A 22,192-nucleotide genomic window follows, 5' to 3' on the forward strand; every position below is an offset into this window, starting at 1 on the left:
GTTTATCTAAGTACTACATTAATCCCCAATTTCTGAAGTGCCTTCCATATCTTCTCCCTTTCGCGTTGTTCAAACTTATGAAAAGGTGCGGCAACATAATCACTACATATTCCCAATAAATTGAGAGCACATTTCAAACCCTTCAAATAGCTGGATCCATGCTGTCCTACTGTATAAATAGTGGCACTGATCTGCATAATTTTTTCCTGTAAACGTTTCAGTTCTTCCAGATTTGTATTTTTTGCGGCATTATATAACTCCACATACAATTCAGGAAACATGTTAGCCCCTCCATTTACTCCACCGTGAGCACCGAGAAGTACCGATTCCGCCATAATCTCTTCCGGACCGACCAACATAGAGAAATCCTGACGTTCTTTCATCGCATACATTACGGACTGAAAATAAACAGCATTGGCTGAACTGTCTTTAAAGCCAATAACCCTTGGATCCTCCGCTATCCTCTGAATAGTGGCCGGTGCGAAATTCACTTTTGTATGGGTAGGCATATTGTACAAAAACAACGGCAACGGTAACTGAGGAGTCAGATTCTCATAAAACTCGATCAATTCAGGCTGACCTGCGGCAAAATAGTAAGGAGGCGCAGAAACTACAGCATCCGCTCCATTGTCTGCTGCAATACGAGCCAAGTTTACACTTTCCACAATTGAAGTGTCCGAGATACATACCAATACCGGTAAACGCCCTTTCGTTATCCGACATGTATTCTTTATCATCTCCACTCTCAATTTGTAGCTTAGACTTTGGGCTTCGCCAGTAGTACCCAATACAAAAAGAGCATGTACGCCTCCTGCTATCAAATGTTCTATCAATCTGTTCAGACCTTCAACATCAAGTACATCATCGTCCAATAAAGGAGTCACCAAAGGGGGAATAATCCCCGACAAAGGAGCATTCATCTTGCAATTCATAGCTAGAAAAAAATTAATTTATTAGTATTTTGTTATTTAATGACAATACGGGCAGGAATAATCACCTGCATAAGTTCATCGCTTTCCTTATTTATTTTTTTCATCAATATTTCAACCGCTTTTTCACTTATTTCGGGAATAGGCTGTTCCACACAGGAAACCGGACAATAAGCTAACTTGAATTCATCTGGATTATCAAAACTAACCACCGTGAAATGTTCCGTCAATGTTGTATTTCTTTCTTTAAGAGCAATCAGCACCTGAGTCCCGATACGATTCGACGCACAATAAATTGCGTCAATCCCCATGCGTAAAAACTGATAAACCCCTTCTCTTACACTCTTTTGAAAATTAAAGAAATCAACTTCATAGAACAAAGAAGAATCAAAAGGTATATTATGTTCATCAAGTGCCTGCTTAAATCCAAGGTATCGCTCCTGAAAGTTGGACAAAGTATGAGTGACCGTCATGTAAGCAATCTTTTTAAATCCTTGATCAATAATCAGGTTCGCTAACCTGTAAGTCGCGTCTTTATTATCAATCTGCACATAATCAACTGGCACCTCTTTCACTATACGGTCGATCAACACTACAGGCTTTCTATTCTTCACAATATCCATTATGATTTTTTCGCTATTTTCTGTCGGAGCTACAATTAGCCCATCCACTTGTTTTGATAAAAACATCTGTGCCGCTCTCTCAAACTTTTCCGAAGATTCATCAGAACTTGCAAACATCACTTGATAATTATATCTGGCAGCCTCTTTTTCCACACAAGAGGCTATTTTAGAAAAAAACGGATTGGAAACATCTCCAAGAATCAACCCTATTGTACGTGTTTTCCCAGTTCGTAGCCCTTGGGCCAAGCTATTGGGTTGATATCCCATCTCTTTCGCCTTCCGTCTCACATTCTGTTCGACAGCCTCACTTATCCTATATTTCTTCGCTCTACCATTCAAAACCATAGATACGACAGTAGAAGAAATATTCAATTCAGCCGCAACATCACTAAGCGTTATTTTTTTTCGTTTATCCATATTATTATATTAAGGTAAAGAATAAATCAATTTTTATTTAATAAATAACGTTTTATAACACTTTGTACATTCAATGATAGTGAATTACTAAACGAAATAATAATGTGAATAAATCACAATTAATAGAGAACCCCATAAACACTTCCAATAGACTCAATAAATCTTTTCTTCAGCAATAGAATTCATAAGCATTCACCTTCCATTTCAAGCATCAGATTAGCTAATTCGTTTTAGCATAACAAGTAAAAAAAATAGCAAGCACTATATTTCTTCTTTCTTTTTATTTTTGTATCTTTGCTAAAACGATACAGCAAATATAATACTTATTCAATTCAATTATTCAAAGCGCATACTTATTTATTATATTTTAACTATATGATTTCATTCAAGAAGTTATCAGAGATAGGTTAACCCACAAATTTTTAGCATCTTTTTTATTTACATAAAAGCTACATACAAACAGATAATAGCTCCGTATAATGTTACATATTATAACAAGTATAACTTAATTACAGAGTTTGCTATGATCTATTCAATTATAAACAGAACTGAAGTGCGATAGAGATTTAAAAAAGAAATTTACATTTTACAAACACATTCCATAGTTTTAGCAAAAATAAAAGAAAAGCTTCACTATTTTTTCATATTTTTGTGGTCAAACAATTTTTAATTCCTATAAAGCACTTTATAATAATGAAACATCCTCTATCCCAATTCCAATATTGTCCCAAATGTAGTTCCCCATATTTTGCAGTCAACAATGAGAAATCAAAAAAGTGTGCAGATTGTGGTTTCGTTTATTATTTCAATCCCTCTTCCGCCACAGTAGCATTAATTCTAAATGAAAAGAATGAATTGCTAGTCTGTCGACGTGCCAAAGACCCCGCTAAAGGTACGCTCGATCTTCCCGGTGGATTTATCGACATGAACGAAACCGGTGAAGAAGGTGTAGCCCGCGAAGTATTAGAAGAAACCGGGTTGAAAGTAAAGCAAGCTATTTATCAATTTTCACTTCCCAATATTTACGTCTATTCCGGCTTCCCTGTACACACTCTCGATATGTTCTTTCTCTGTATTGTAGAAGATATGAGTCACTTTTCAGCCATGGATGATGTGGCGGATTCATACTTCTTGCCTCTTGGTGAAATAAATCCGGACGATTTCGGTTTGGATTCTATCCGACGGGGCCTCATCTCATTCTTAGCCCGACATATAAAAAATAACTTGGTATAGTTTTTCTGAGAATAAGACAACCACATCGATAGTTTAATTCATAATTGTGCAGCTATGAATATATTCTTCTATTAACGAATCTATAAATAGCCTGAAAAAATGACTAATCTGAAAAAATGCATATTTTCTTTCTTCTGCTTTTCGTCATTGCGATTTACGTTAAATGTAAAAGCAAAAATAGCCTGCATTTTCGATGAATAAAATGCTTAGTGACACAAATAGAATAACACTTCTACCATTTTATTACTTCAAAACCCATTTTACATAAAAACGATCCAATATTTCTAGCATTTGACACAAAATAGACAATATTTGTTTGATAAAACAAAACAGTCAATCAGACTAATAATCCCCCTTTGAAACAAATTTTTAGCTTCTTTAAAACAAATCAATCGTTTCTTGGTAAGAAACGAAGTGTTCCACACCGAGAAACGATTGGTTTCACTACGGGAAACACATCGGATAGTGACGCTATTTTTCTGTATATATCAAGAGAATAAATACAAAATCAGCTTTTAGTTTGTATATTCTTGCAATAATTTATTCACTCATTTTTCTATTTACAGCTTTTTCTTTCCATTTGATTCCACCACAATCTTAAAAATAGAACATTCCTACAAGACAATTCCGATACTTCAGAAGAAAGCAAACTGTACAATAATGAAATAAAATATACGAGAACCCGTTCTCATGAAATGTGTACCAACTTATTTTTCTATGATTGCTTAAAGCTATGCCACATAATCAACCCGAAATCTTAAATAAGTATATTATACTACTAAAAATAAGAAGAATACGACAGTTTTCATTATTTTTGTAATCACCATTAATTTAATAGCCATTAAATTAACCGCCATTAAAAGAAACCTATGTATGAAATTTTATGACCGAAAGAAAGAATTAGAAATACTTTCCGCAGCTAAAGAGCAATCACAAACGAGCGCTTGCTTTACTGTAATGACCGGACGCCGACGAATCGGAAAAACAGCTCTACTCTTAGAGTCTGTCAAAGACACCCGATTCGTATATATATTTGTAGCAAGAAAGAGTGAAGTCCTGCTTTGCGCACAATATCAACCTGTCATTCAGGAAACGCTTGGCATTCGTATCTATGGAGAAATCAGAGAGTTCGCACAGCTCTTTGAACTGCTGATGCAACATTCCCAAAAGGAAAATTTCACATTAATCATTGACGAATTTCAAGAATTTCTCTATATCAATCCGTCTATCGTCAGTGACATACAACGTATTTGGGACCAATATCACGCGACTTCCAAAATCAATTTCATTGTATGCGGTTCCGTTTATTCAATGATGAAAAGAATATTCGAAGACCGCAAGGAGCCACTATACGGACGCCTTACCGCCCGAATTGCCCTGCATCCATTCACCACCACCGTTATCAAAGAGATTCTAGCAGATCATGCCCCCCAATTCACATCGGAAGATTTGCTTTGCTTGTATTTGCTGACAGGTGGAGTAGCCAAATACATCACCCTATTGATGGAAGCGAAAGCATTTAATAAAACTGCCATGATAAATTATGCGCTTTCCGAAGGCTCACCATTTCTGACAGAAGGCAAAGACATGTTGATTTCCGAGTTCGGGAAAGACTATGCCAATTATTTTTCTATCCTATCTCTCATTGCAGAAGGAAAAACAACACAACGAGAGATTGATTCCATCATCAATAAAAACACCGGTTCCTATTTAGCCAACCTTGAGGATGAATATTCATTAATCAAAAAAGTGAAACCGATGTTCGCTAAACCTAATAGTCGTGCTACCCGTTATTGCCTGCAAGACAATTTTCTACGATTCTGGTTTCGCTTTATTTTCTCAAACAACGCAGTACTGGAAATGGGGAAAAACCATTTACTGATAGAATATGTAGAAAAGAACTATGAACAATACAGCGGCCTATTGTTAGAAAAATATTTCCGTGAACTTATCGCTGAAAAAGAAGAAGTTACCGACGTAGGTAACTATTGGGACAAAAACGGAGAAAATGAAATAGACCTGATCGCCCTCAACCGGTTTAACAAAACAGCACTTATCGGAGAAGTAAAAAGAAATCCGAGAAAAATAAGTATCCCGGCATTGGAAAAGAAAGGAGAAACTTTACATAAAGAATTAAATGATTATAAAATAACTTTCAAAGGATTCTCATTGAAAGATATGTAGTACTTTTGCATAAACACCCGATTATGAAAAAAGAAATTACTAGACTCATTTGTGCCGCCATCTGCTGCACGCCCATTATAGGATTTGCCCAGACAGGTGACAAGTTCACTTCGACTGACAACCTTTATAAAGAAGGGAAAGAACTTTTCCAGGAAAAGAATTATGCAGCTGCTCTGCCGGCATTGAAAGCATTTGTAAAACAAAAGCCTGCAGCCAGCCTTCTTCAGGACGCAGAGTATATGCTAGTCAGTTCGGCTTACGAACTGAAAGACAAAAACCGCATCGAACTCCTCCGCAAATACCTTGACCGTTATCCTGATACTCCATACGCTAACCGTATTTATGCGCTGTTAGCCTCCTGCTATTTCTACGAAGGAAAATATGATGAAGCACTGGCACTCTTCAACTCTGCCGACCTCGATTTGCTAGGTAATGAAGAACGGGACGACTGCACCTACCAACTAGCTACCTGTTATCTGAAAACCGATAATCTAAGAGAAGCAGCCATCTGGTTTGAAACTTTGCGTGCCAACAGCCCCAAATACGCCAAAGATTGTGATTACTATCTTTCCTACATCCGCTATACACAAAAACGTTATACTGAAGCGTTGAAAGGCTTCCTCCCCTTACAGGACGACTCAAAATACAAAACCCTCGTCCCCTATTACATAGCCGAAATTTATGTGCAGCTCAAAAACTATGATAAAGCACAGATTGTAGCCCAAAACTATCTGTCAGCCTATCCGAATAATGAATACGCAGCAGAAATGTACCGTATTCTGGGAGATGCCTATTACCATTTCGGACAATATCACCAAGCCGTAGAAGCATTCAACAATTACCTGAATAAGGATCGCTCGGCTCCCCGCCGCGATGCCCTTTATATGCTGGGTCTCTCCTACTACCAAACAAAAGTCTACTCCAAAGCAGCCGAAACATTAGGTAAGGTGACAACTGACAACGATGCCCTTACCCAAAATGCATATCTCCACATGGGACTCTCTTATCTGCAACTGGCAGAGAAAAACAAAGCACGCATGGCTTTTGAACAGGCAGCCGCCTCCAATGCTAATATGCAAATCAAGGAACAGGCAGCTTACAATTACGCTCTTTGCCTGCACGAGACTTCTTTCTCCGCTTTCGGTGAATCAGTTACTGCCTTTGAGAAATTCCTGAATGAATTTCCGACTTCTCCATACGCTGAAAAAGTCAGCAGCTACCTGGTAGAAGTTTACATGAATACACGTAGCTACGATGCAGCTTTGAAATCAATCGACCGGATTGCCAAACCAAGCGCACAAATATTGGAAGCCAGACAGAAGATACTGTTCCAATTAGGAACTCAATCTTTCGCTAACGCCGACTTCGAACAAGCTCTGAAATATCTGAACCAATCCATTGCCATCGGACAATACAATCGTCAGACCAAGGCAGACGCTTACTATTGGTGCGGAGAATCCTATTACCGTCTAAACCGAATGGTAGAAGCCGCGCGTGATTTTAATGCTTATCTGCAACTCACCACCCAACCCAATAACGAAATGTATGCGCTTGCCAATTATAACTTAGGATATATCGCTTTCCACCGGAAAGACTATACGCAAGCAAGCAATTACTTCCAAAAATACATTCAACTGGAGAAAGGTGAAAATGCAACCGCACTTGCCGATGCATACAATCGTATTGGTGACTGCCACCTGCATGTACGTAACTTCGAAGAAGCCAAACATTACTACTCACAAGCGGAACAAATGAATACTCCTTCCGGCGACTATTCTTTCTATCAACTCGCTCTCGTATCGGGATTACAAAAAGACTATTCCGGCAAAATCACTTTGTTAAACCGACTGGTAGGTAAATATCCTTCTTCTCCTTATGCAGTAAATGCCATTTATGAGAAAGGGCGTTCTTATGTCCTGATGGATAACAACAATCAAGCTATTACCTCTTTCAAAGAATTGCTAAGCAAATACCCCGAAAGTCCTGTCAGCCGGAAAGCCGCTGCAGAAGTCGGATTATTGTACTATCAGAAAGGAGACTACAATCAGGCTATCGGAGCTTACAAGGAAGTGATCGAGAAATATCCGGGAAGCGAAGAAGCGCGCCTTGCCATGCGTGACTTGAAATCTATTTATGTAGACCTGAACCGCATCGAGGAATTTGCAGCTTTAGCAAATGCCATGCCGGGACATATTCGTTTCGATGCCAATGAACAAGACTCACTTACGTATGCCGCTGCAGAAAAGATTTATACAAAAGGCCGGATGGAAGAAGCCAAAACAAGTCTCAACAAATACTTGCAGACCTTCCCGGAAGGTGCTTTCAGCCTGAATGCACATTATTACCTCTGCCTGATCGGTAACGAGCAGAAGAATTACGATATGATTCTTCTCCATTCCGGTAAATTACTGGAATATCCTAACAATCCGTTTGCAGAAGAAGCACTAATCTTGCGTGCTGAAGTGCAGTTCAACCAACAAAATATGCCCGAAGCATTGGCCAGCTATAAAATGTTGAAAGAAAAAGCAACCAACGTAGAACGTCGCCAACTTGCCGAAACAGGTATTTTGCGTTGCGCCTTCCTGTTGAGAGATGATATAGAAACCATCCATGCAGCTACCGACCTGCTTACAGAAGCCAAACTTAGTCCGGAGTTAAGGAACGAAGCTCTTTATTACCGTGCTAAAGCCTACACCAAGCAAAAGGCTGGCAAAAAAGCACTGGAAGACTATCGTGAACTGGCTAAAGATACACGTAATTCTTACGGTGCCGAAGCAAAATATCAGGTTGCACAATCACTTTACGACGCAAAAGAATATGCCGCTGCAGAGAAAGAGTTGCTCAACTATATAGAACAGAGTACGCCACATGCTTATTGGCTAGCACGTAGTTTTGTCCTTCTATCCGACGTCTATCATGCTACGGGTAAAGATCTGGACGCACGCCAATATCTGCTAAGTCTGCAACAGAATTATCAAGGGAATGACGATATTGAAAGCATGATTGAAAGCAGACTTAGTAAATTGAAAGTTGAGAATTGAGAATAAAAAAATAGAAAAGTATGAAACGATCTCATTATATAATAGGAGGACTCGCATTGGCAATCTCAATGCCATCCTGCCTTCAAGCCCAAACCACCCAACCGAAGGATACCACAATGACCCGCACGGTCGTTGTGGAACAAGAATATAACCCGGACATTATGGACGCCTCGAAAGTAAACGTCCTGCCTAAAGTAGAAGAACCGACAGTGAGCAAGAAAGAAGTAGAGTATGCTACAACATTCTTTCCGGCCACTTCCGTTCCGGCAGGCCTGATGCGCCCCTATACCGGAAAAGAAGTTCAACCCGGCACTACCCCGGGATATGTACGTGCCGGATATGGTAATTATGGCAATTTGGATATTCTTGCCAATTATCTATTCCGTCTGTCGCAGAAAGACAAATTGAATGTACGTTTCCAAATGGATGGAATGGATGGTAAACTAACGCTTCCTTTCACAGACTCCAAAAAATGGAATGCATTTTATTATCGCACACGTGCTAATGTGGATTACACACACCAATTTAATAAACTGGACTTAAATATTGCCGGAAACTTCGGATTGAGCAACTTCAACTTCCAACCGGAAAGCGTAAACAGCAAGCAGAAATTCACATCCGGTGACTTCCATGCGGGCATTCATTTCACTGATGAGACTGCACCACTGCGTTTCAACGCAGAAACAAATCTGTTGATGTATGAACGTCAGCATAACATGTTCAATGAATCTGAAGCCAATACAGGTATCAAGGAAACAATCATACGTACCAAAGGCGATGTCACGGGAGCTATCGGCGACCAACAATTAATAACTATCGCTTTGGAAATGAACAATCTTCTCTACAACGGATATACAAAGAATGTTTCCACCGGAGATGAATACTTCAAAAACTACACAACGCTTCTTTTAAATCCATATTATGAACTGGATAATGATGACTGGAAATTGCATATCGGAGCCAATGTAGATTTATCTTTCGGATTTGATAAGTCTTTCCGTATTTCACCCGATATCACTGCACAGTATATTTTTTCTGATAGCTACATTGTTTATGCAAAAGCAACCGGCGGTAAGCAATTGAATGATTTCCGTAGATTAGAAAGTATCTGTCCTTACGGTGAACTGCCGGAGGCAAATACCACTGCTACTTTGGGATACGTACAACGTCCTTATGATACTTACGAGCAAATCAACGGTAGTATCGGATTCAAAGCAAGCCCTTATCCGGGACTTTGGTTCAACGTGTTCGGTGGTTATCAGAATCTAAAGAACGACTTATCTTATTTAGGTTTTGACCCAAGTAATATTCATTCAGGTTCTTATCTTTCTTTTGCTCAAGACAATACAGACAATCTTTACCTTGGAGGTGAAATCAGTTACGATTACAAAGATATCCTTGGAATATCAGCTAAATATACTTACCGTAATTGGGACAGCAAAACAGAGGAATATCTGTTGGCTGTGAAACCGGTCAGTGAAATGTCTTTCAATGTACGTATTCATCCGATCTCTGCTTTTAACATAAATCTAGGTTATGATTACATCAACCGGAAAGAAGTGAAAGAGTATGCAAAAATGACTGCAGTGAATGATTTGCATATCGGAGCCAGCTATAATGTATTCAAAGGAGTATCTGTCTATGCCCAAATACATAACCTGCTGAACAAGAAATATCAATATTATTTAGGTTATCCTACGGAAGGATTCAATTTCTTAGGAGGATTGAGTTTCCGATTCTAAATTAATGAAAGGGGCGTTTCCATTTCCGGATAACGCCCCTTCTCAAAAACTTAAACTTCAATTATTTTGTTGTCTTCACTACAAATCCGTCACCAATAGATTTACAAACCTTGTATTTCTTCTGCCGACAGACCTGTTATCTGTGAAATAGTATTAATAGGAATATTCAAAGCCTTCATATTACGTGCTGTTTCTCTTTTTTCTTCCGCACGGCCTTCTGCGCGACCTTCCGCACGGCCTTCTGCACGTTCTGTCAATATATTATCTTTCAATATTACAATATTATCCAAATGACGATAATATGCTTCAAGTTCAGTTTTCGTCATTTTATCGAGTTTCAATCGTTCGCGAGCCTCCGTCAAACCGGGAGCAGTAGCACTATCTGGTATATCACCTGTATTCAGATAACAAATCCATTCTTCCAACGGACTCTTGGCAACCTGATTAAAGTCATTCACCTTTAATATATAATATTCAGGATAAAGCTGACTAACAGCATCGACCTTAAACGTCTGTTTCTGAAATGGAGTTAACTCCAGCACATCATTCTGATGAATCCCTCTGAACTCCGTTTTACCATGATATACTATATCCTTTCCATTGCCTAATGAAAAATAGACAATATTGACGCTATACACTTTACGGACTTTATCATAACCTTCTCCACGATTGATGTACTCGGTCACCAATTTAGAAGTACCAAACAACATACGTTGGAAATAAGCATACTCATTGTTATTCTGAACTTCAATCAGAATAAGTTCTCCTTTAGAGTTCTCCGCAAGCATATCAACACGATTATACTTATCAAACTCATCTTCTTGATTTCCTTCACTTTCCAACAATTTCTGAATGACAATCTTTTCATTGAGAAGAGTAGTCAGAAAGCCTTCAAGAACTGCAAAATTGGCTTTATTACGCAATAAGCGTTTCATAGCCCAATCGAAACGAATATAATTACTAGCCATAGGTTCGTCTCCTTTCCCATTTTCTTTTTTCATGCAAACAAAGGTAAGCAGAAAATGTTTAATATCAAGTATATATATCCGAAAAATGACTCATCCTACCTTTATATAGACTACCGATCGTCCTGCTCCATACTTTTTTAAAATCCCTTTTTCAATAAATGCATTAATATCCTGCAATGCCTGTGTTTTTGTCTTTCCAACAAGTAAGGCATAATCCTGCCGATTAATACATGGATTCTTTTCCAAGAATTTATTTAATCGCTGCAAGCATTTTTCTTCTGCTAATGGATTCTTCACACGAAAAGGCGAATGATAACGTTGTAATACCAATTCAGTCTCAATATCCTTCTTAAACTGACGGTTGATTCTCAAATTAATATCTTTAAGAGATACTGACGGTGAACGCAAGTCTTTTGAATCAGTCACTTCTTTGTTCACATTCAAAGAAAGAGTAAAATAACCAATATCACCCAATTCAACGGAAAATCCCTTCAAAAGCAAATGTCTTAGTTCTTTCGAGATAGCTTCTATGACACCTACCACTTGCGCATGAGGCATATGCTGAAATGCAGTCACTTGTTCTACAAATTCTTCGGCTGTATAACTGCCTTTCAAAACGACACGTGCATGCAGTGGTAGTTCTTCTCCACTCTTATCAGGGTTGGGAGTCTCATAAAGGTCATAATTAACACTCATTACTTATTAGTTTTTCATTGGAAAAGATTAATTTCTCTCTTCCAATATATTATTTATTCAATTTACTATTCAGTTTCCGTTTGACAGTTGTCAAGCGATAGCTCAACAGTTGTCAGGCGTTCGTTTGACAACTGTCAAACGAAAACTAACTTACTAATGAGACAAATGTACGTAGAATATAGAGAAACTAACCTATACCAATTGATATTTTATTTCCTGCAATAAAATGTAAATCTTAAGATTTTATTAAATTCTCCTTATAATATAAGGTAGGGAGAATCTTTTTTTTTACTTTTGTCCCCGAATATTGTGGTACAAGCCATTATAAAAGAAAGAATTATGCAGAAAAACCTTGTCATTGTCGAGTCTCCGGCAAAAGCAAAAACGATTGAAAAGTTTCTGGGGAAAGATTTCAAAGTCCTTTCTAGTTACGGACACATACGCGATCTGAAGAAAAAAGATTTCAGTATCGACGTAAATAATGATTTTGAACCCAGCTACGAAATCCCGGCAGACAAAAAGGCGCTGGTTAGCACACTAAAGACAGAAGCTAAAGAGGCAGAAACCGTATGGCTCGCATCCGATGAGGACCGCGAGGGAGAGGCAATTGCCTGGCATCTGTATGAGGTCTTAAAACTAAAACCGGAAAACACAAAACGAATCGTATTTCATGAAATTACGAAGAGCGCTATCTTAAAAGCTATTGAACAACCACGCGACATTGACCTCAACCTCGTAAATGCACAGCAAGCACGACGGATTCTGGACCGTATCGTAGGTTTCGAACTCTCTCCCGTACTTTGGAGAAAAGTGAAACCGGCACTCTCTGCCGGACGTGTTCAGTCTGTTGCCGTCCGTCTGATCGTTGAACGTGAACGTGAAATACATGCCTTCAAAACGGAAGCTGCTTATCGCGTCACTGCCGTATTCCTCGTCCCGGACGCGGATGGAAAGCTGGTGGAAATGAAAGCCGAACTAGCTCGCCGTATCAAAACAAAAAAAGAAGCAAAGGCTTTCCTCGACGCTTGTCAGGGAGCGAGCTTTGCAATCGATGATATTACCACCCGCCCGATCAAGAAAACGCCTCCTGCTCCGTTTACAACATCTACTTTGCAACAGGAAGCCGCACGCAAACTGGGATATACCGTAGCGCAGACCATGATGCTCGCGCAGCGTTTATACGAATCGGGATTCATCACTTACATGCGTACGGACTCTGTCAACCTCTCGGAATTTGCAACGGCTGGCAGTAAAGACGCTATCATCAAAATGATGGGCGACCGCTATGTACATCCCCGCCATTTCGAGACCAAGACCAAGGGTGCACAAGAAGCTCACGAGGCCATCCGCCCTACTTATATAGAAAACCAATCCGTTGAAGGAACAGCACAGGAGAAAAAACTGTATGACCTGATCTGGAAACGCACCATTGCTTCACAAATGGCAGATGCGGAACTGGAAAAGACGACTGCTACCATAACGATAAGTGGCAGCAGCGACGTATTTACAGCTATCGGTGAGGTGATTAAGTTCGACGGTTTCCTGCGCGTGTACCGTGAGTCTTATGATGACGACAACGAACAGGAAGATGAAAGCCACCTGCTTCCTCCTTTGAAGAAAGGCCAGAAGTTGGAACATGGCCCTATCATCGCAACCGAACGTTTCACCCAACGCCCTCCACGCTATACGGAAGCAAGTCTTGTACGTAAGTTGGAAGAACTGGGCATCGGACGCCCGTCTACGTATGCGCCTACCATCTCTACCATCCAGCAACGTGAATATGTAGAGAAAGGCAATAAAGACGGTGAAGAACGTCAGTTTAATGTCATGACATTAAAGGATCATCAGATTAAAGACGAAAATCATACTGAAATTACCGGCGCAGAAAAAGCTAAATTACTACCAACGGATATTGGCACTGTGGTAAATGATTTCCTTACCGAATATTTCCCGGACATTCTGGATTTCAACTTTACCGCCAGCGTAGAAAAGGAATTTGACGAAATTGCAGAAGGAGAAGTAAAGTGGACTTCTATCATGAAGAATTTCTATGATAAGTTCCACCCGTCTGTAGAAAGCACGTTGGCTATCAAGACAGAACATAAAGTAGGCGAACGCATCCTGGGAGAAGACCCGGAGACAGGAAAACCCATTTCCGTTAAGATTGGCCGCTTCGGTCCTGTTGTACAGATTGGTACTGTAGAAGATGAAGAAAAACCACGCTTTGCACAAATGAAGAAGGGCCAGTCCATGGAAACCATTACATTGGAAGAAGCACTGGAATTATTCAAATTACCTCGTACATTGGGCGAATATGAAGGAAAGACAGTCAGTGTCGGTGTAGGCCGTTTCGGTCCGTATATCCTGCATAATAAGGTATATGTATCGCTCCCTAAAGGACTCGACCCGATGGAAGTTACTTTAGAAGAGGCGGAACAACTCATTTTAGACAAACGCCAGAAAGAAGTGGAACGCCACATCAAGAAGTTTGAAGAGGAACCGGAACTCGAGATTCTGAACGGACGCTATGGACCTTATATTACCTATAAAGGTTCCAATTATAAAATCCCCAAAGATATTGTCCCACAGGATTTAACGCTGAAAAGTTGTCTCGACTTAATCAAGCTTCAAGACGAAAAAGGAGCGAATCCAGCACCAAAAAAGAAGTTTTCGAAAAAGAAGTAAGAAAATAAAATAAGAATGATGGCAGATATATAAATCTTTTTATATATTTGCCATTTATTTTACTTATTTTCAAAAACTTATGAGACAAACAATATTTGTAAAAACATTAATGGGTCTATTTTGTGCCCCATTAATATGTGGTTGTGTAGACGACCAGCGTGATTTATTTCAAGAGCCGGAAAAACTTCCCAAAGAAAGCTTTTTTGATTTCAACATGAACCAGAATCTGGCTATAGACATTGACTATGGCTTCAAGGAAGATTATGTGGTTCTTTTTGAGATTTATGATCAAGACCCGATTGAAGTAAATGATAAAGATGGTAGCTGGAAGAAAAAAGACATAGAACCTTTCTACCGTGCCGCCACCAGCAAAAAGGGAACGTTCAATGAAGATGGAATAACTATACGGGCAGATATTTCAGAAGTATGGTTATCATCCGACTATTTAGGTGCAGCATCGCCTGTAAAACTCACAATTGGCGAAGACCATCGTATTTCTTTCAACCAAAATGAGTATATTCAATCTCTACTCGCAAAAGCATCAACACCCGTCAGCAGAGGAGTGACAACCAATCAGCATAAATATCAGGATGACTGGATGCTTCTACCCAATGTAGACTGGAACGACAACGGACGTCCCAATAACTTATCTGCAGAAAAAAATATTCCGCCTGCCAGCGTACTTTATAATATAAAAAACGTTTTTAGAAAAACGGACGGGAAAAGCATTCGTGACAACTATCCCGAATTCTTTAACGGAAAAATGATATCAGACATCCCTATCACTAAAGAAACCGAAGTAAGTCTTGTATTTGTCAATAGTACTGCCGCTTGGTACAACACTGTGGGATATTACACTTATCCTACTGGCGAAACACCCACTCTGGAAAATATCCAAAAGGTACTGGCATTTCCAAATGCTTCTCCTGTTTATAAAACAGCCGGAGTGGGTGCTTTAGTTTGTGGCGATGAAGTTAAATTGAAATACTGGAACGAAAAAGAAGGTAAATTTGAAGAAAAATTTCCTGCTGGGATCACTATTGGTTGGTGTCTGCAAGGCATGGGATTCAGAAGCAAGCCTTTAGATGAATACGTTCAAGGTGACCTTGTTCAAGGCATGGGAACCCGATACTCTACTACCATTTTGAACAAAGCGGGAAGTGATGGCATAAAGAGACAAAGAACCGTATCACTGCGAGATACAGAATCCAATCAAATTGTAGCAATAGGATTTGAAGATAATATAGACTTAGATTATTGCGATGCCATTTTCTATATCCATACTTCCGAAAAAAATGCGATTGATGAAGAAGTAGTTCCTCCTTTGCCCGAAGATCCTGAAGTTCCAACTGATGAAGACAACTACACCACTTACTCCGGAATATTGACATTTGAGGACTTATGGCCGGAACAGGGAGATTATGACATGAATGATGTCATGATACGATATAAGAGTAAAGTATATAAATCCATACTGACAAATCGGGTATACAAAATTGTTGATGAATTCACTCCGTTTCACCGAGGAGGTTATTTGATAAACGGCTTTGGCTATCAATTACATAACATCGCTAACAGCGATATTAGTGATGTTTCTATTGAAGGGCCTTCTTATGCCTCCAAATCTCAATATATGCCTGGGAAAACAGAGACCGGCCAATCTCATCCTACAATTTTATTATTTGATAACATGAGGATTTTTGACGGAAAAGAAGAAGCAGACAAAAAGTATACTGTAACAATTCAAGTGAATGATGTAAGCTCAAAAAACGTATTACCACCTTATAATCCGTTTATTTTCGTAGAGTCAGATAAAACCAGAGGTAGAGAAGTGCATTTGGTAAAATATCCCCCTACAGATAAAGCCAATCCATCACTATTAGGCACTGGAAAAGATGTTTCCAGACCTGACGAGGGATTATATTATGTTTCGATAGACTTAATGCCATTTGCTCTCAATATGCCAATTAGCGAATTCCCTATCCCTGAAGAAGGCGTAAGGATAGACGAATCATATCCGAAATTTGCAACATGGGTTAAATCTAATGGGGCACAAGCCAAAGACTGGTACAAATACCCTAAAAAATAACAGTCATCAACAATAATGAAAAGTCAGACTAGGGTTAAACTTAGTCTGGCTTTTTCATTTGATCTTAAAACCTTTATCAGGAAATAATATATCAAACACAATCACAAATATAAAAACGGATGTCACCAGGATATTCATTGTCAATAAAGAAATGTGATAAGGCCAGGAAAGCAGTAAAGCTAAAGCAACCACAGCAATAATATGCGATAAAAAGAAGAATACGAATCGGCCTGGTATCCGAATTAAACCGGTTAGTCACCCAAATGGTGTGTTACCACAACATCCAGACAGCAAACCACAAGATGGTTTCTTTCAATAATCCTGCCCAAGTAAGATTATGGAGCAAATAATGTGAAAGCTGCGTGACCGAGAAAACATAGATCAGGTCAAACAGCAGTTCGGAATAAGAGACAGTAGCAGTTTCCGTTTCTCTCTTCCGAAGTAAAGGATGGGGGGGGATAAAACATACGGGATTCCTTTTATATATAAAAGAAACCCCGCAGAAGTATATTTTGTTCAGAGAAAGTCTTACATTCTGGAAGGAACCTCAATACCCAGCAAGTTCATTCCCAAACGAACAACTTTGGCTACATTAGCAGACAGAGCGATACGGAATACTTTCACCGCCTCATTCTCTTCACGCAAAATGCTGAAGTCGTGATAGAATTGATTGTATTCTTTCACCAAATCATAGGTATAATTAGCAATAATAGACGGGCTATAATCTTCACCGGCTTGTTTTACAACAGCCGCAAAGTCAGCCACCATCTGAATCAAGCCTTCTTCTTTCTCGCTTAATTCAATGCCAGACGGAATCTGTTCAGGAATAACAATACCCGATTCTGCCGCTTTCCGGAGCACCGACTGAATACGTGCATAAGTATATTGGATAAATGGTCCTGTGTTACCGTTGAAGTCGATAGATTCTTTCGGGTTGAACGTCATGTTCTTACGGGCGTCCACTTTCAGGATGAAATATTTCAAAGCTCCCAGACCAACGATACGGGCAATATCATCCGCTTCTTCCTGTGTCAAACCATCCAGTTTTCCGAGTTCTTGTGAAGTTTCTTTAGCAGTGGAAATCATTTCTTCCATCAAATCGTCAGCGTCCACCACAGTACCTTCACGGGACTTCATCTTACCTTCCGGCAGTTCCACCATTCCGTAAGAGAAGTGAACGAGGCTCTTACCCCATTCGAAACCAAGCTTATCAAGCAAAATAGAAAGTACCTGGAAGTGATAATTCTGTTCGTTACCCACTACATAAATCATCTTATCAATCGGATAATCAGCAAAACGAAGTTTAGCTGTACCAATATCCTGCGTCATATACACAGAAGTACCATCACCACGGAGAAGTAATTTGTGGTCCAGTCCTTCGGCAGTCAGGTCAGCCCATACGGAACCATCCTCTTTTTTGAAGAAGAAGCCTTTTTCCAGTCCTTCCATTACCTTTTCTTTTCCTTCGAGGTAGGTATTGGATTCATAATATATCTTGTCGAAGCTGACGCCCATCTTTTTATAGGTTTCGTCGAATCCGGCGTATACCCAGTTGTTCATCATTTCCCACAATCCGCGTACTTCCGGATCGCCAGCTTCCCACTTCACCAACATTTCACGGGCTTCCTGCATCAAAGGAGATGCTGCCTCGGCTTTCGCCTTAGCCTCATCTTCACTCATTCCTTGTGCTGTAAATCCGGCCATCAGTTCTGCCAGTTCCGCTTTATAATGTTTGTCGAAAGAGACATAATAATCGCCTACCAAATGGTCGCCTTTCTTTCCGGAAGTTTCCGGAGTTTCGCCGTTTCCATATTTCTTCCATGCCAGCATGGATTTACAGATATGGATACCACGGTCGTTTACGATATTAGTCTTTACTACCTTGTTGCCGTTGGCAGCTACAATGTTAGCCAATGCGTTACCTAAAAGGTTGTTACGCACGTGTCCCAAGTGAAGTGGTTTATTTGTATTCGGAGAAGAATACTCGATCATTACCAACGGAGAAGTTTCGGTAGCTTTTACCAGACCATATTGCTCGTCAGCCTGAATCTCATTGAGCAGTTCAATCCAGGTAGCCGATGCGATAGTCAGGTTCAGGAAACCTTTTATCACATTAAAGGCAGCTACAGCCGGTTCATTGGCTTTCAGATATTCACCGATCTCCTGTGCCGTCTGTTCCGGTCCTTTTCTCGACATCTTCAGAAAAGGGAACACGACCAGTGTCAAATGTCCTTCAAATTCTTTCTTCGTTTTTTGCATCTGCACCATTTTTTCAGGGACTTCCTGACCGTAGAGTGCTTTCAGTCCGCTGATAACGGACGCTACAAGTTTATCTTCTATCTTCATAATCAAGTTATTTCTTGCGCGCAAAGATACAAAAAAAGGAGACGCATCGCGTCTCCTCTCCTAATTTCTTTCAACTATCTATCTTATTCAACAGCTGCAGATAATTCAGCACCAGCTTTAAATTTAGCTACTTTCTTAGCAGGAATAGTAATAGTTGCCTTTGTAGAAGGGTTAATACCAGTTCTTTCAGCTCTTTCGCTTACAGAGAAAGTACCAAAACCTACGAGAGATACTTTGTCACCAGCTTTCATAGCATTAGTAACTGAAGTGATGAAAGCATCAAGTGCTTTTTTTGCATCGGCTTTGCTCATTTGAGCTTCAGCAGCCATTGCACTAATAAGATCAGACTTATTCATAATACGTAAAATGATTAATTAATATATTTGTTACACAAAAGATTATCCCACAATGGATTGATTCCACAAATATAGCCGAACAAAACAACATATCAAATAAAAACATAAAAAAAACGCAGCAAATTATTGAAAAAGAGCTAATAGGAAGCGTTTTTCATGCTTTAAAACAGAATTTATTCGTACTTTTGCGTCTATTATCTAAATATTCAGAAATTAAAATGATGCCAACTGTAACTAAAAACCTGATAATTATCAATGTACTAGTATTTTTCGGGACAATCGTAGCCCAACGTTACGGCCTGGATTTAACAAATTATCTGGGATTACATTTTTTCCTCGCAAGTGACTTTAATCCGGCACAGCTTATCACTTATATGTTCATGCACGGCGGATTCAGCCACATTTTCTTTAATATGTTTGCAGTTTTCATGTTCGGACCGATTCTCGAACAAACCTGGGGACCCAAACGTTTTCTCTTCTACTATATTCTCTGTGGTATCGGTGCGGGACTTATCCAGGAAGGAGTGCAATATATTCAATATGTGATAGAACTTAGCCAACATACACAAGTGAATTTGATCGGATATGGCGTTATCCCTATGGAGCAATATCTGAACATGATGACCACCGTAGGTGCCTCGGGAGCCGTTTACGCCATTTTGCTGGCATTTGGTATGCTGTTTCCTAACAATCGGTTGTTCATCTTTCCGCTGCCTTTCCCTATCAAAGCGAAGTTCTTCGTGATAGGATATGCCGCAATTGAATTATGGGCAGGGCTTGCCAATAGCGCCGGAGATAATGTTGCTCACTTTGCTCACCTGGGAGGAATGCTATTCGGATTGATCCTGATTTTATATTGGAGAAAAAAAAGCAATAACAATGGGACATATTATAGCTGATTTAAAGGAGACATTCAGAAGAGGAAATATTTTCATCCAACTGATTTATATCAACGTAGGCATCTTTCTGATCGGCACGTTGATTAACGTTTTCCTACGACTTTTTGAGGTAAATACCCCCGATATATTCGGTATATTTGCCTTACCGGCATCCTTTATCGGATTTATTCATCAACCGTGGTCGCTATTTACTTATATGTTTATGCATGCCGGTATCCTGCATATTTTATTCAATATGCTCTGGCTGTATTGGTTCGGAAGTTTGTTTCTCTACTTTTTCTCGGCCAAACATTTAAGAGGGCTATATGTATTGGGAGGTATCTGCGGAGGTTTACTGTATATGATCGCCTACAATGTATTTCCTTTATTCAGTTCGCAAGTGGTAGGCTCAACATTGGTAGGAGCTTCGGCTTCCGTATTAGCCATCGTAACCGCTACGGCTTATCGTGAGCCTAATTACAGGGTGCAACTTTTTCTTTTCGGCGCTATCCGTCTCAAATACCTGGCACTGGTTGTCATCGGAATCGATGTATTATCCATCACTTCAAGTAATGCCGGAGGACATATCGCCCACCTAGGCGGTGCTCTTGCTGGACTTTGGTTTGCTGCCAGCCTAAATAAAGGAACTGATTTGACTTCCTGGATCAACTGGATTCTGGATGGTTTCATCTCCTTGTTTCAGAAGAAAACATGGAAACGGAAACCGAAAATGAAGGTACACTATGGAAACAGTGCCACCGGTCGCGAGAAGGATTATGATTACAATGCCCACAAAAAAGCACAGTCTGATGAAGTGGACCGTATTTTGGAAAAACTAAAAAAATCCGGTTATGACAGTCTGACAACTGAAGAAAAGAAAAGCTTGTTCGACGCAAGCAAAAGATAAAAGAATGGAACATATTGGCAAATTTGTCGCATATCTGATACTTGCTGTCAACGCTCTCTTCGTGGGAACGTTGATATTAAGTGCTTATAGCCCTTACCTTAACCCGAAAATAAACCCACTTGCTTCCAGCTTGGGACTTGCATTTCCGATATTCCTGACGATTAATCTGATTTTTATCGGCTTCTGGGCATTCGTCAACTACCGCTATGCGCTCTTGCCCGCCATCGGTTTTCTGATTTGTATTCCGCAAATACGGACTTATATTCCTTTTAACTCCACCACTAAAACCATACCGGAAGGAAGCATCAAAATCCTATCCTATAACGTAATGAGTTTCAACAATCTGGAGAAGAAAGATGGAAAGAACCCTATATTATCTTATCTTGTAAATAGCAACGCCGATATTATCTGTCTGCAAGAATATAACACCGCTACCAACAAGAAATACCTGACGGAACAGGATATTAAAAAAGCATTGAAAGCCTATCCTTACCAATCCGTCCACCAACAAGGGAAAGGAGATGTGCAACTTGCCTGTTTCTCCAAGTTCCCCATTCTCTCGATACATCCCATCGAATATGAAAGTAATTATAACGGTTCCATGAAATATGTACTGAATGTAAATAACGACACTCTTACATTAATCAACAACCACCTGGAATCCAACAAACTCACCAAAGAAGACAGAGGGATGTATGAGGATATGATTAAAGACCCGAATGCCAAGAAAGTAAAAACCGGACTTAGGCAATTAATCAGAAAACTGGCGGAAGCATCGGCTATCCGGGCTTCACAAGCTGATTCTGTGGCTAAAGCCATTGCAGCATGTAAATATCCGACAACTATCGTATGCGGCGATTTCAACGACGGTTCTATCTCGTATACACATCGCATCCTGACTCAAAAACTAGACGATGCATTCACACAGTCCGGTAAAGGATTGGGCATTTCCTACAATCAGAACAAGTTCTATTTCCGCATAGACAATATCTTGATCAGCCCCAACCTGAAAGCCTACAATTGCACGGTAGACCGGTCTATCAAAGCATCAGACCACTACCCGATCTGGTGCTATATCAGTAAACGATGAGAACTGAA

The 22,192-nt window shown here is 39.7% G+C and carries 15 protein-coding genes and 1 pseudogene; 9 read left to right on the plus strand and 7 right to left on the minus strand.

Annotated features, from left to right (window positions below; genetic code table 11):
• Window positions 1-2: 2 nt before the first annotated feature.
• Complete coding sequence (locus HMPREF9009_RS02090; protein WP_049701314.1) at window positions 3-932, minus strand: dihydrodipicolinate synthase family protein; 930 nt, start codon at window positions 930-932, stop codon at window positions 3-5.
• Window positions 933-964: 32 nt separating this feature from the next.
• Window positions 965-1,969: a LacI family DNA-binding transcriptional regulator gene (locus HMPREF9009_RS02095; RefSeq protein WP_049701315.1), complete on the minus strand. Its 1,005-nt coding sequence runs from the start codon at window positions 1,967-1,969 to the stop codon at window positions 965-967.
• 693 nt (window positions 1,970-2,662) lie between these two features.
• Here HMPREF9009_RS02095 and HMPREF9009_RS02100 point away from each other — a divergent pair.
• The 4 genes from HMPREF9009_RS02100 to HMPREF9009_RS02115 all read left to right on the plus strand — a co-directional run bounded on the left by HMPREF9009_RS02100 (window position 2,663) and on the right by HMPREF9009_RS02115 (window position 10,169).
• Complete coding sequence (locus HMPREF9009_RS02100; RefSeq protein WP_049701316.1) at window positions 2,663-3,202, plus strand: NUDIX hydrolase; 540 nt, start codon at window positions 2,663-2,665, stop codon at window positions 3,200-3,202.
• An 873-nt stretch (window positions 3,203-4,075) separates the two neighbouring features.
• A complete protein-coding gene (locus HMPREF9009_RS02105; protein WP_049701317.1) occupies window positions 4,076-5,386 on the plus strand; it encodes an ATP-binding protein in 1,311 nt (436 codons plus the stop codon).
• A 23-nt stretch (window positions 5,387-5,409) separates the two neighbouring features.
• Window positions 5,410-8,427 carry a tetratricopeptide repeat protein gene (locus HMPREF9009_RS02110; protein WP_049701318.1) on the plus strand — a complete coding sequence of 1,006 codons (3,018 nt, stop codon included), beginning with the start codon at window positions 5,410-5,412 and terminating at the stop codon, window positions 8,425-8,427.
• A 20-nt stretch (window positions 8,428-8,447) separates the two neighbouring features.
• Window positions 8,448-10,169 carry a TonB-dependent receptor gene (locus HMPREF9009_RS02115; RefSeq protein ID WP_049701319.1) on the plus strand — a complete coding sequence of 574 codons (1,722 nt, stop codon included), beginning with the start codon at window positions 8,448-8,450 and terminating at the stop codon, window positions 10,167-10,169.
• A gap of 101 nt (window positions 10,170-10,270) precedes the next feature.
• Here HMPREF9009_RS02115 and HMPREF9009_RS02120 read toward each other — a convergent pair whose 3' ends face one another.
• Together HMPREF9009_RS02120 and HMPREF9009_RS02125 are read right to left on the minus strand one after the other, a co-directional pair.
• Window positions 10,271-11,170 (minus strand): Rpn family recombination-promoting nuclease/putative transposase, encoded by a 900-nt coding sequence (locus tag HMPREF9009_RS02120; protein WP_004323868.1) that lies wholly within the window; start codon window positions 11,168-11,170, stop codon window positions 10,271-10,273.
• Window positions 11,171-11,227: 57 nt separating this feature from the next.
• Window positions 11,228-11,833 (minus strand): HU family DNA-binding protein, encoded by a 606-nt coding sequence (locus HMPREF9009_RS02125; protein WP_004323869.1) that lies wholly within the window; start codon window positions 11,831-11,833, stop codon window positions 11,228-11,230.
• 339 nt (window positions 11,834-12,172) lie between these two features.
• Between HMPREF9009_RS02125 and topA the strand changes: the two genes are divergently transcribed.
• Together topA and HMPREF9009_RS02135 are read left to right on the plus strand one after the other, a co-directional pair.
• Window positions 12,173-14,518 carry a type I DNA topoisomerase gene (gene topA / locus HMPREF9009_RS02130; protein ID WP_049701320.1) on the plus strand — a complete coding sequence of 782 codons (2,346 nt, stop codon included), beginning with the start codon at window positions 12,173-12,175 and terminating at the stop codon, window positions 14,516-14,518.
• A gap of 79 nt (window positions 14,519-14,597) precedes the next feature.
• Window positions 14,598-16,607 carry an LruC domain-containing protein gene (locus tag HMPREF9009_RS02135; RefSeq protein WP_049701321.1) on the plus strand — a complete coding sequence of 670 codons (2,010 nt, stop codon included), beginning with the start codon at window positions 14,598-14,600 and terminating at the stop codon, window positions 16,605-16,607.
• A gap of 202 nt (window positions 16,608-16,809) precedes the next feature.
• Here the strand turns inward: HMPREF9009_RS02135 and HMPREF9009_RS26300 are convergent.
• The 3 genes and pseudogenes from HMPREF9009_RS26300 to HMPREF9009_RS02145 all read right to left on the minus strand — a co-directional run.
• Window positions 16,810-17,094, minus strand: a pseudogene (locus HMPREF9009_RS26300) (low temperature requirement protein A); the annotation flags it as partial.
• Between the two features lie 41 nt (window positions 17,095-17,135).
• Complete coding sequence (argS, locus tag HMPREF9009_RS02140; RefSeq protein WP_049701322.1) at window positions 17,136-18,953, minus strand: arginine--tRNA ligase; 1,818 nt, start codon at window positions 18,951-18,953, stop codon at window positions 17,136-17,138.
• An 83-nt stretch (window positions 18,954-19,036) separates the two neighbouring features.
• Complete coding sequence (locus HMPREF9009_RS02145; protein ID WP_004296482.1) at window positions 19,037-19,309, minus strand: HU family DNA-binding protein; 273 nt, start codon at window positions 19,307-19,309, stop codon at window positions 19,037-19,039.
• A gap of 221 nt (window positions 19,310-19,530) precedes the next feature.
• Here HMPREF9009_RS02145 and HMPREF9009_RS02150 point away from each other — a divergent pair, with 221 nt between their 5' ends.
• From HMPREF9009_RS02150 to HMPREF9009_RS02160, 3 genes are read left to right on the plus strand one after another with little or no spacing between them, the layout of a single operon-like run.
• Window positions 19,531-20,208, plus strand: a complete 678-nt coding sequence (locus HMPREF9009_RS02150) for a rhomboid family intramembrane serine protease (protein ID WP_049701323.1) — start codon at window positions 19,531-19,533, stop codon at window positions 20,206-20,208.
• Window positions 20,189-21,094, plus strand: coding sequence for a rhomboid family protein (locus HMPREF9009_RS02155; protein ID WP_049701324.1), 906 nt, complete (start codon window positions 20,189-20,191; stop codon window positions 21,092-21,094). The genes HMPREF9009_RS02150 and HMPREF9009_RS02155 overlap by 20 nt, the downstream gene beginning before the upstream one ends.
• Before the next feature lie 4 nt (window positions 21,095-21,098).
• On the plus strand, window positions 21,099-22,184 hold the full coding sequence (locus tag HMPREF9009_RS02160) for an endonuclease/exonuclease/phosphatase family protein (RefSeq protein WP_049701325.1): 1,086 nt from the start codon (window positions 21,099-21,101) through the stop codon (window positions 22,182-22,184).
• The last annotated feature ends 8 nt before the right edge of the window (window positions 22,185-22,192 follow it).

It is taken from the genome of Bacteroides sp. 3_1_13 (assembly GCF_001185845.1).
Classification (GTDB): domain Bacteria; phylum Bacteroidota; class Bacteroidia; order Bacteroidales; family Bacteroidaceae; genus Bacteroides; species Bacteroides xylanisolvens.

Bases quoted from the DNA above. Each gene is read 5' to 3' on its own strand.
- argS (WP_049701322.1), bottom strand. From the start codon at position 18,953: ATGAAGATAGAAGATAAACTTGTAGCGTCCGTTATCAGCGGACTGAAA.
- HMPREF9009_RS02090 (WP_049701314.1), bottom strand. From the start codon at position 932: ATGAATTGCAAGATGAATGCTCCTTTGTCGGGGATTATTCCCCCTTTG.
- HMPREF9009_RS02120 (WP_004323868.1), bottom strand. From the start codon at position 11,170: ATGAAAAAAGAAAATGGGAAAGGAGACGAACCTATGGCTAGTAATTAT.
- HMPREF9009_RS02110 (WP_049701318.1), top strand. From the start codon at position 5,410: ATGAAAAAAGAAATTACTAGACTCATTTGTGCCGCCATCTGCTGCACG.
- HMPREF9009_RS02135 (WP_049701321.1), top strand. From the start codon at position 14,598: ATGAGACAAACAATATTTGTAAAAACATTAATGGGTCTATTTTGTGCC.
- HMPREF9009_RS02105 (WP_049701317.1), top strand. From the start codon at position 4,076: ATGAAATTTTATGACCGAAAGAAAGAATTAGAAATACTTTCCGCAGCT.
- HMPREF9009_RS02160 (WP_049701325.1), top strand. From the start codon at position 21,099: ATGGAACATATTGGCAAATTTGTCGCATATCTGATACTTGCTGTCAAC.
- HMPREF9009_RS02095 (WP_049701315.1), bottom strand. From the start codon at position 1,969: ATGGATAAACGAAAAAAAATAACGCTTAGTGATGTTGCGGCTGAATTG.
- HMPREF9009_RS02115 (WP_049701319.1), top strand. From the start codon at position 8,448: ATGAAACGATCTCATTATATAATAGGAGGACTCGCATTGGCAATCTCA.
- topA (WP_049701320.1), top strand. From the start codon at position 12,173: ATGCAGAAAAACCTTGTCATTGTCGAGTCTCCGGCAAAAGCAAAAACG.
- HMPREF9009_RS02145 (WP_004296482.1), bottom strand. From the start codon at position 19,309: ATGAATAAGTCTGATCTTATTAGTGCAATGGCTGCTGAAGCTCAAATG.
- HMPREF9009_RS02155 (WP_049701324.1), top strand. From the start codon at position 20,189: ATGGGACATATTATAGCTGATTTAAAGGAGACATTCAGAAGAGGAAAT.
- HMPREF9009_RS02125 (WP_004323869.1), bottom strand. From the start codon at position 11,833: ATGAGTGTTAATTATGACCTTTATGAGACTCCCAACCCTGATAAGAGT.
- HMPREF9009_RS02100 (WP_049701316.1), top strand. From the start codon at position 2,663: ATGAAACATCCTCTATCCCAATTCCAATATTGTCCCAAATGTAGTTCC.
- HMPREF9009_RS02150 (WP_049701323.1), top strand. From the start codon at position 19,531: ATGCCAACTGTAACTAAAAACCTGATAATTATCAATGTACTAGTATTT.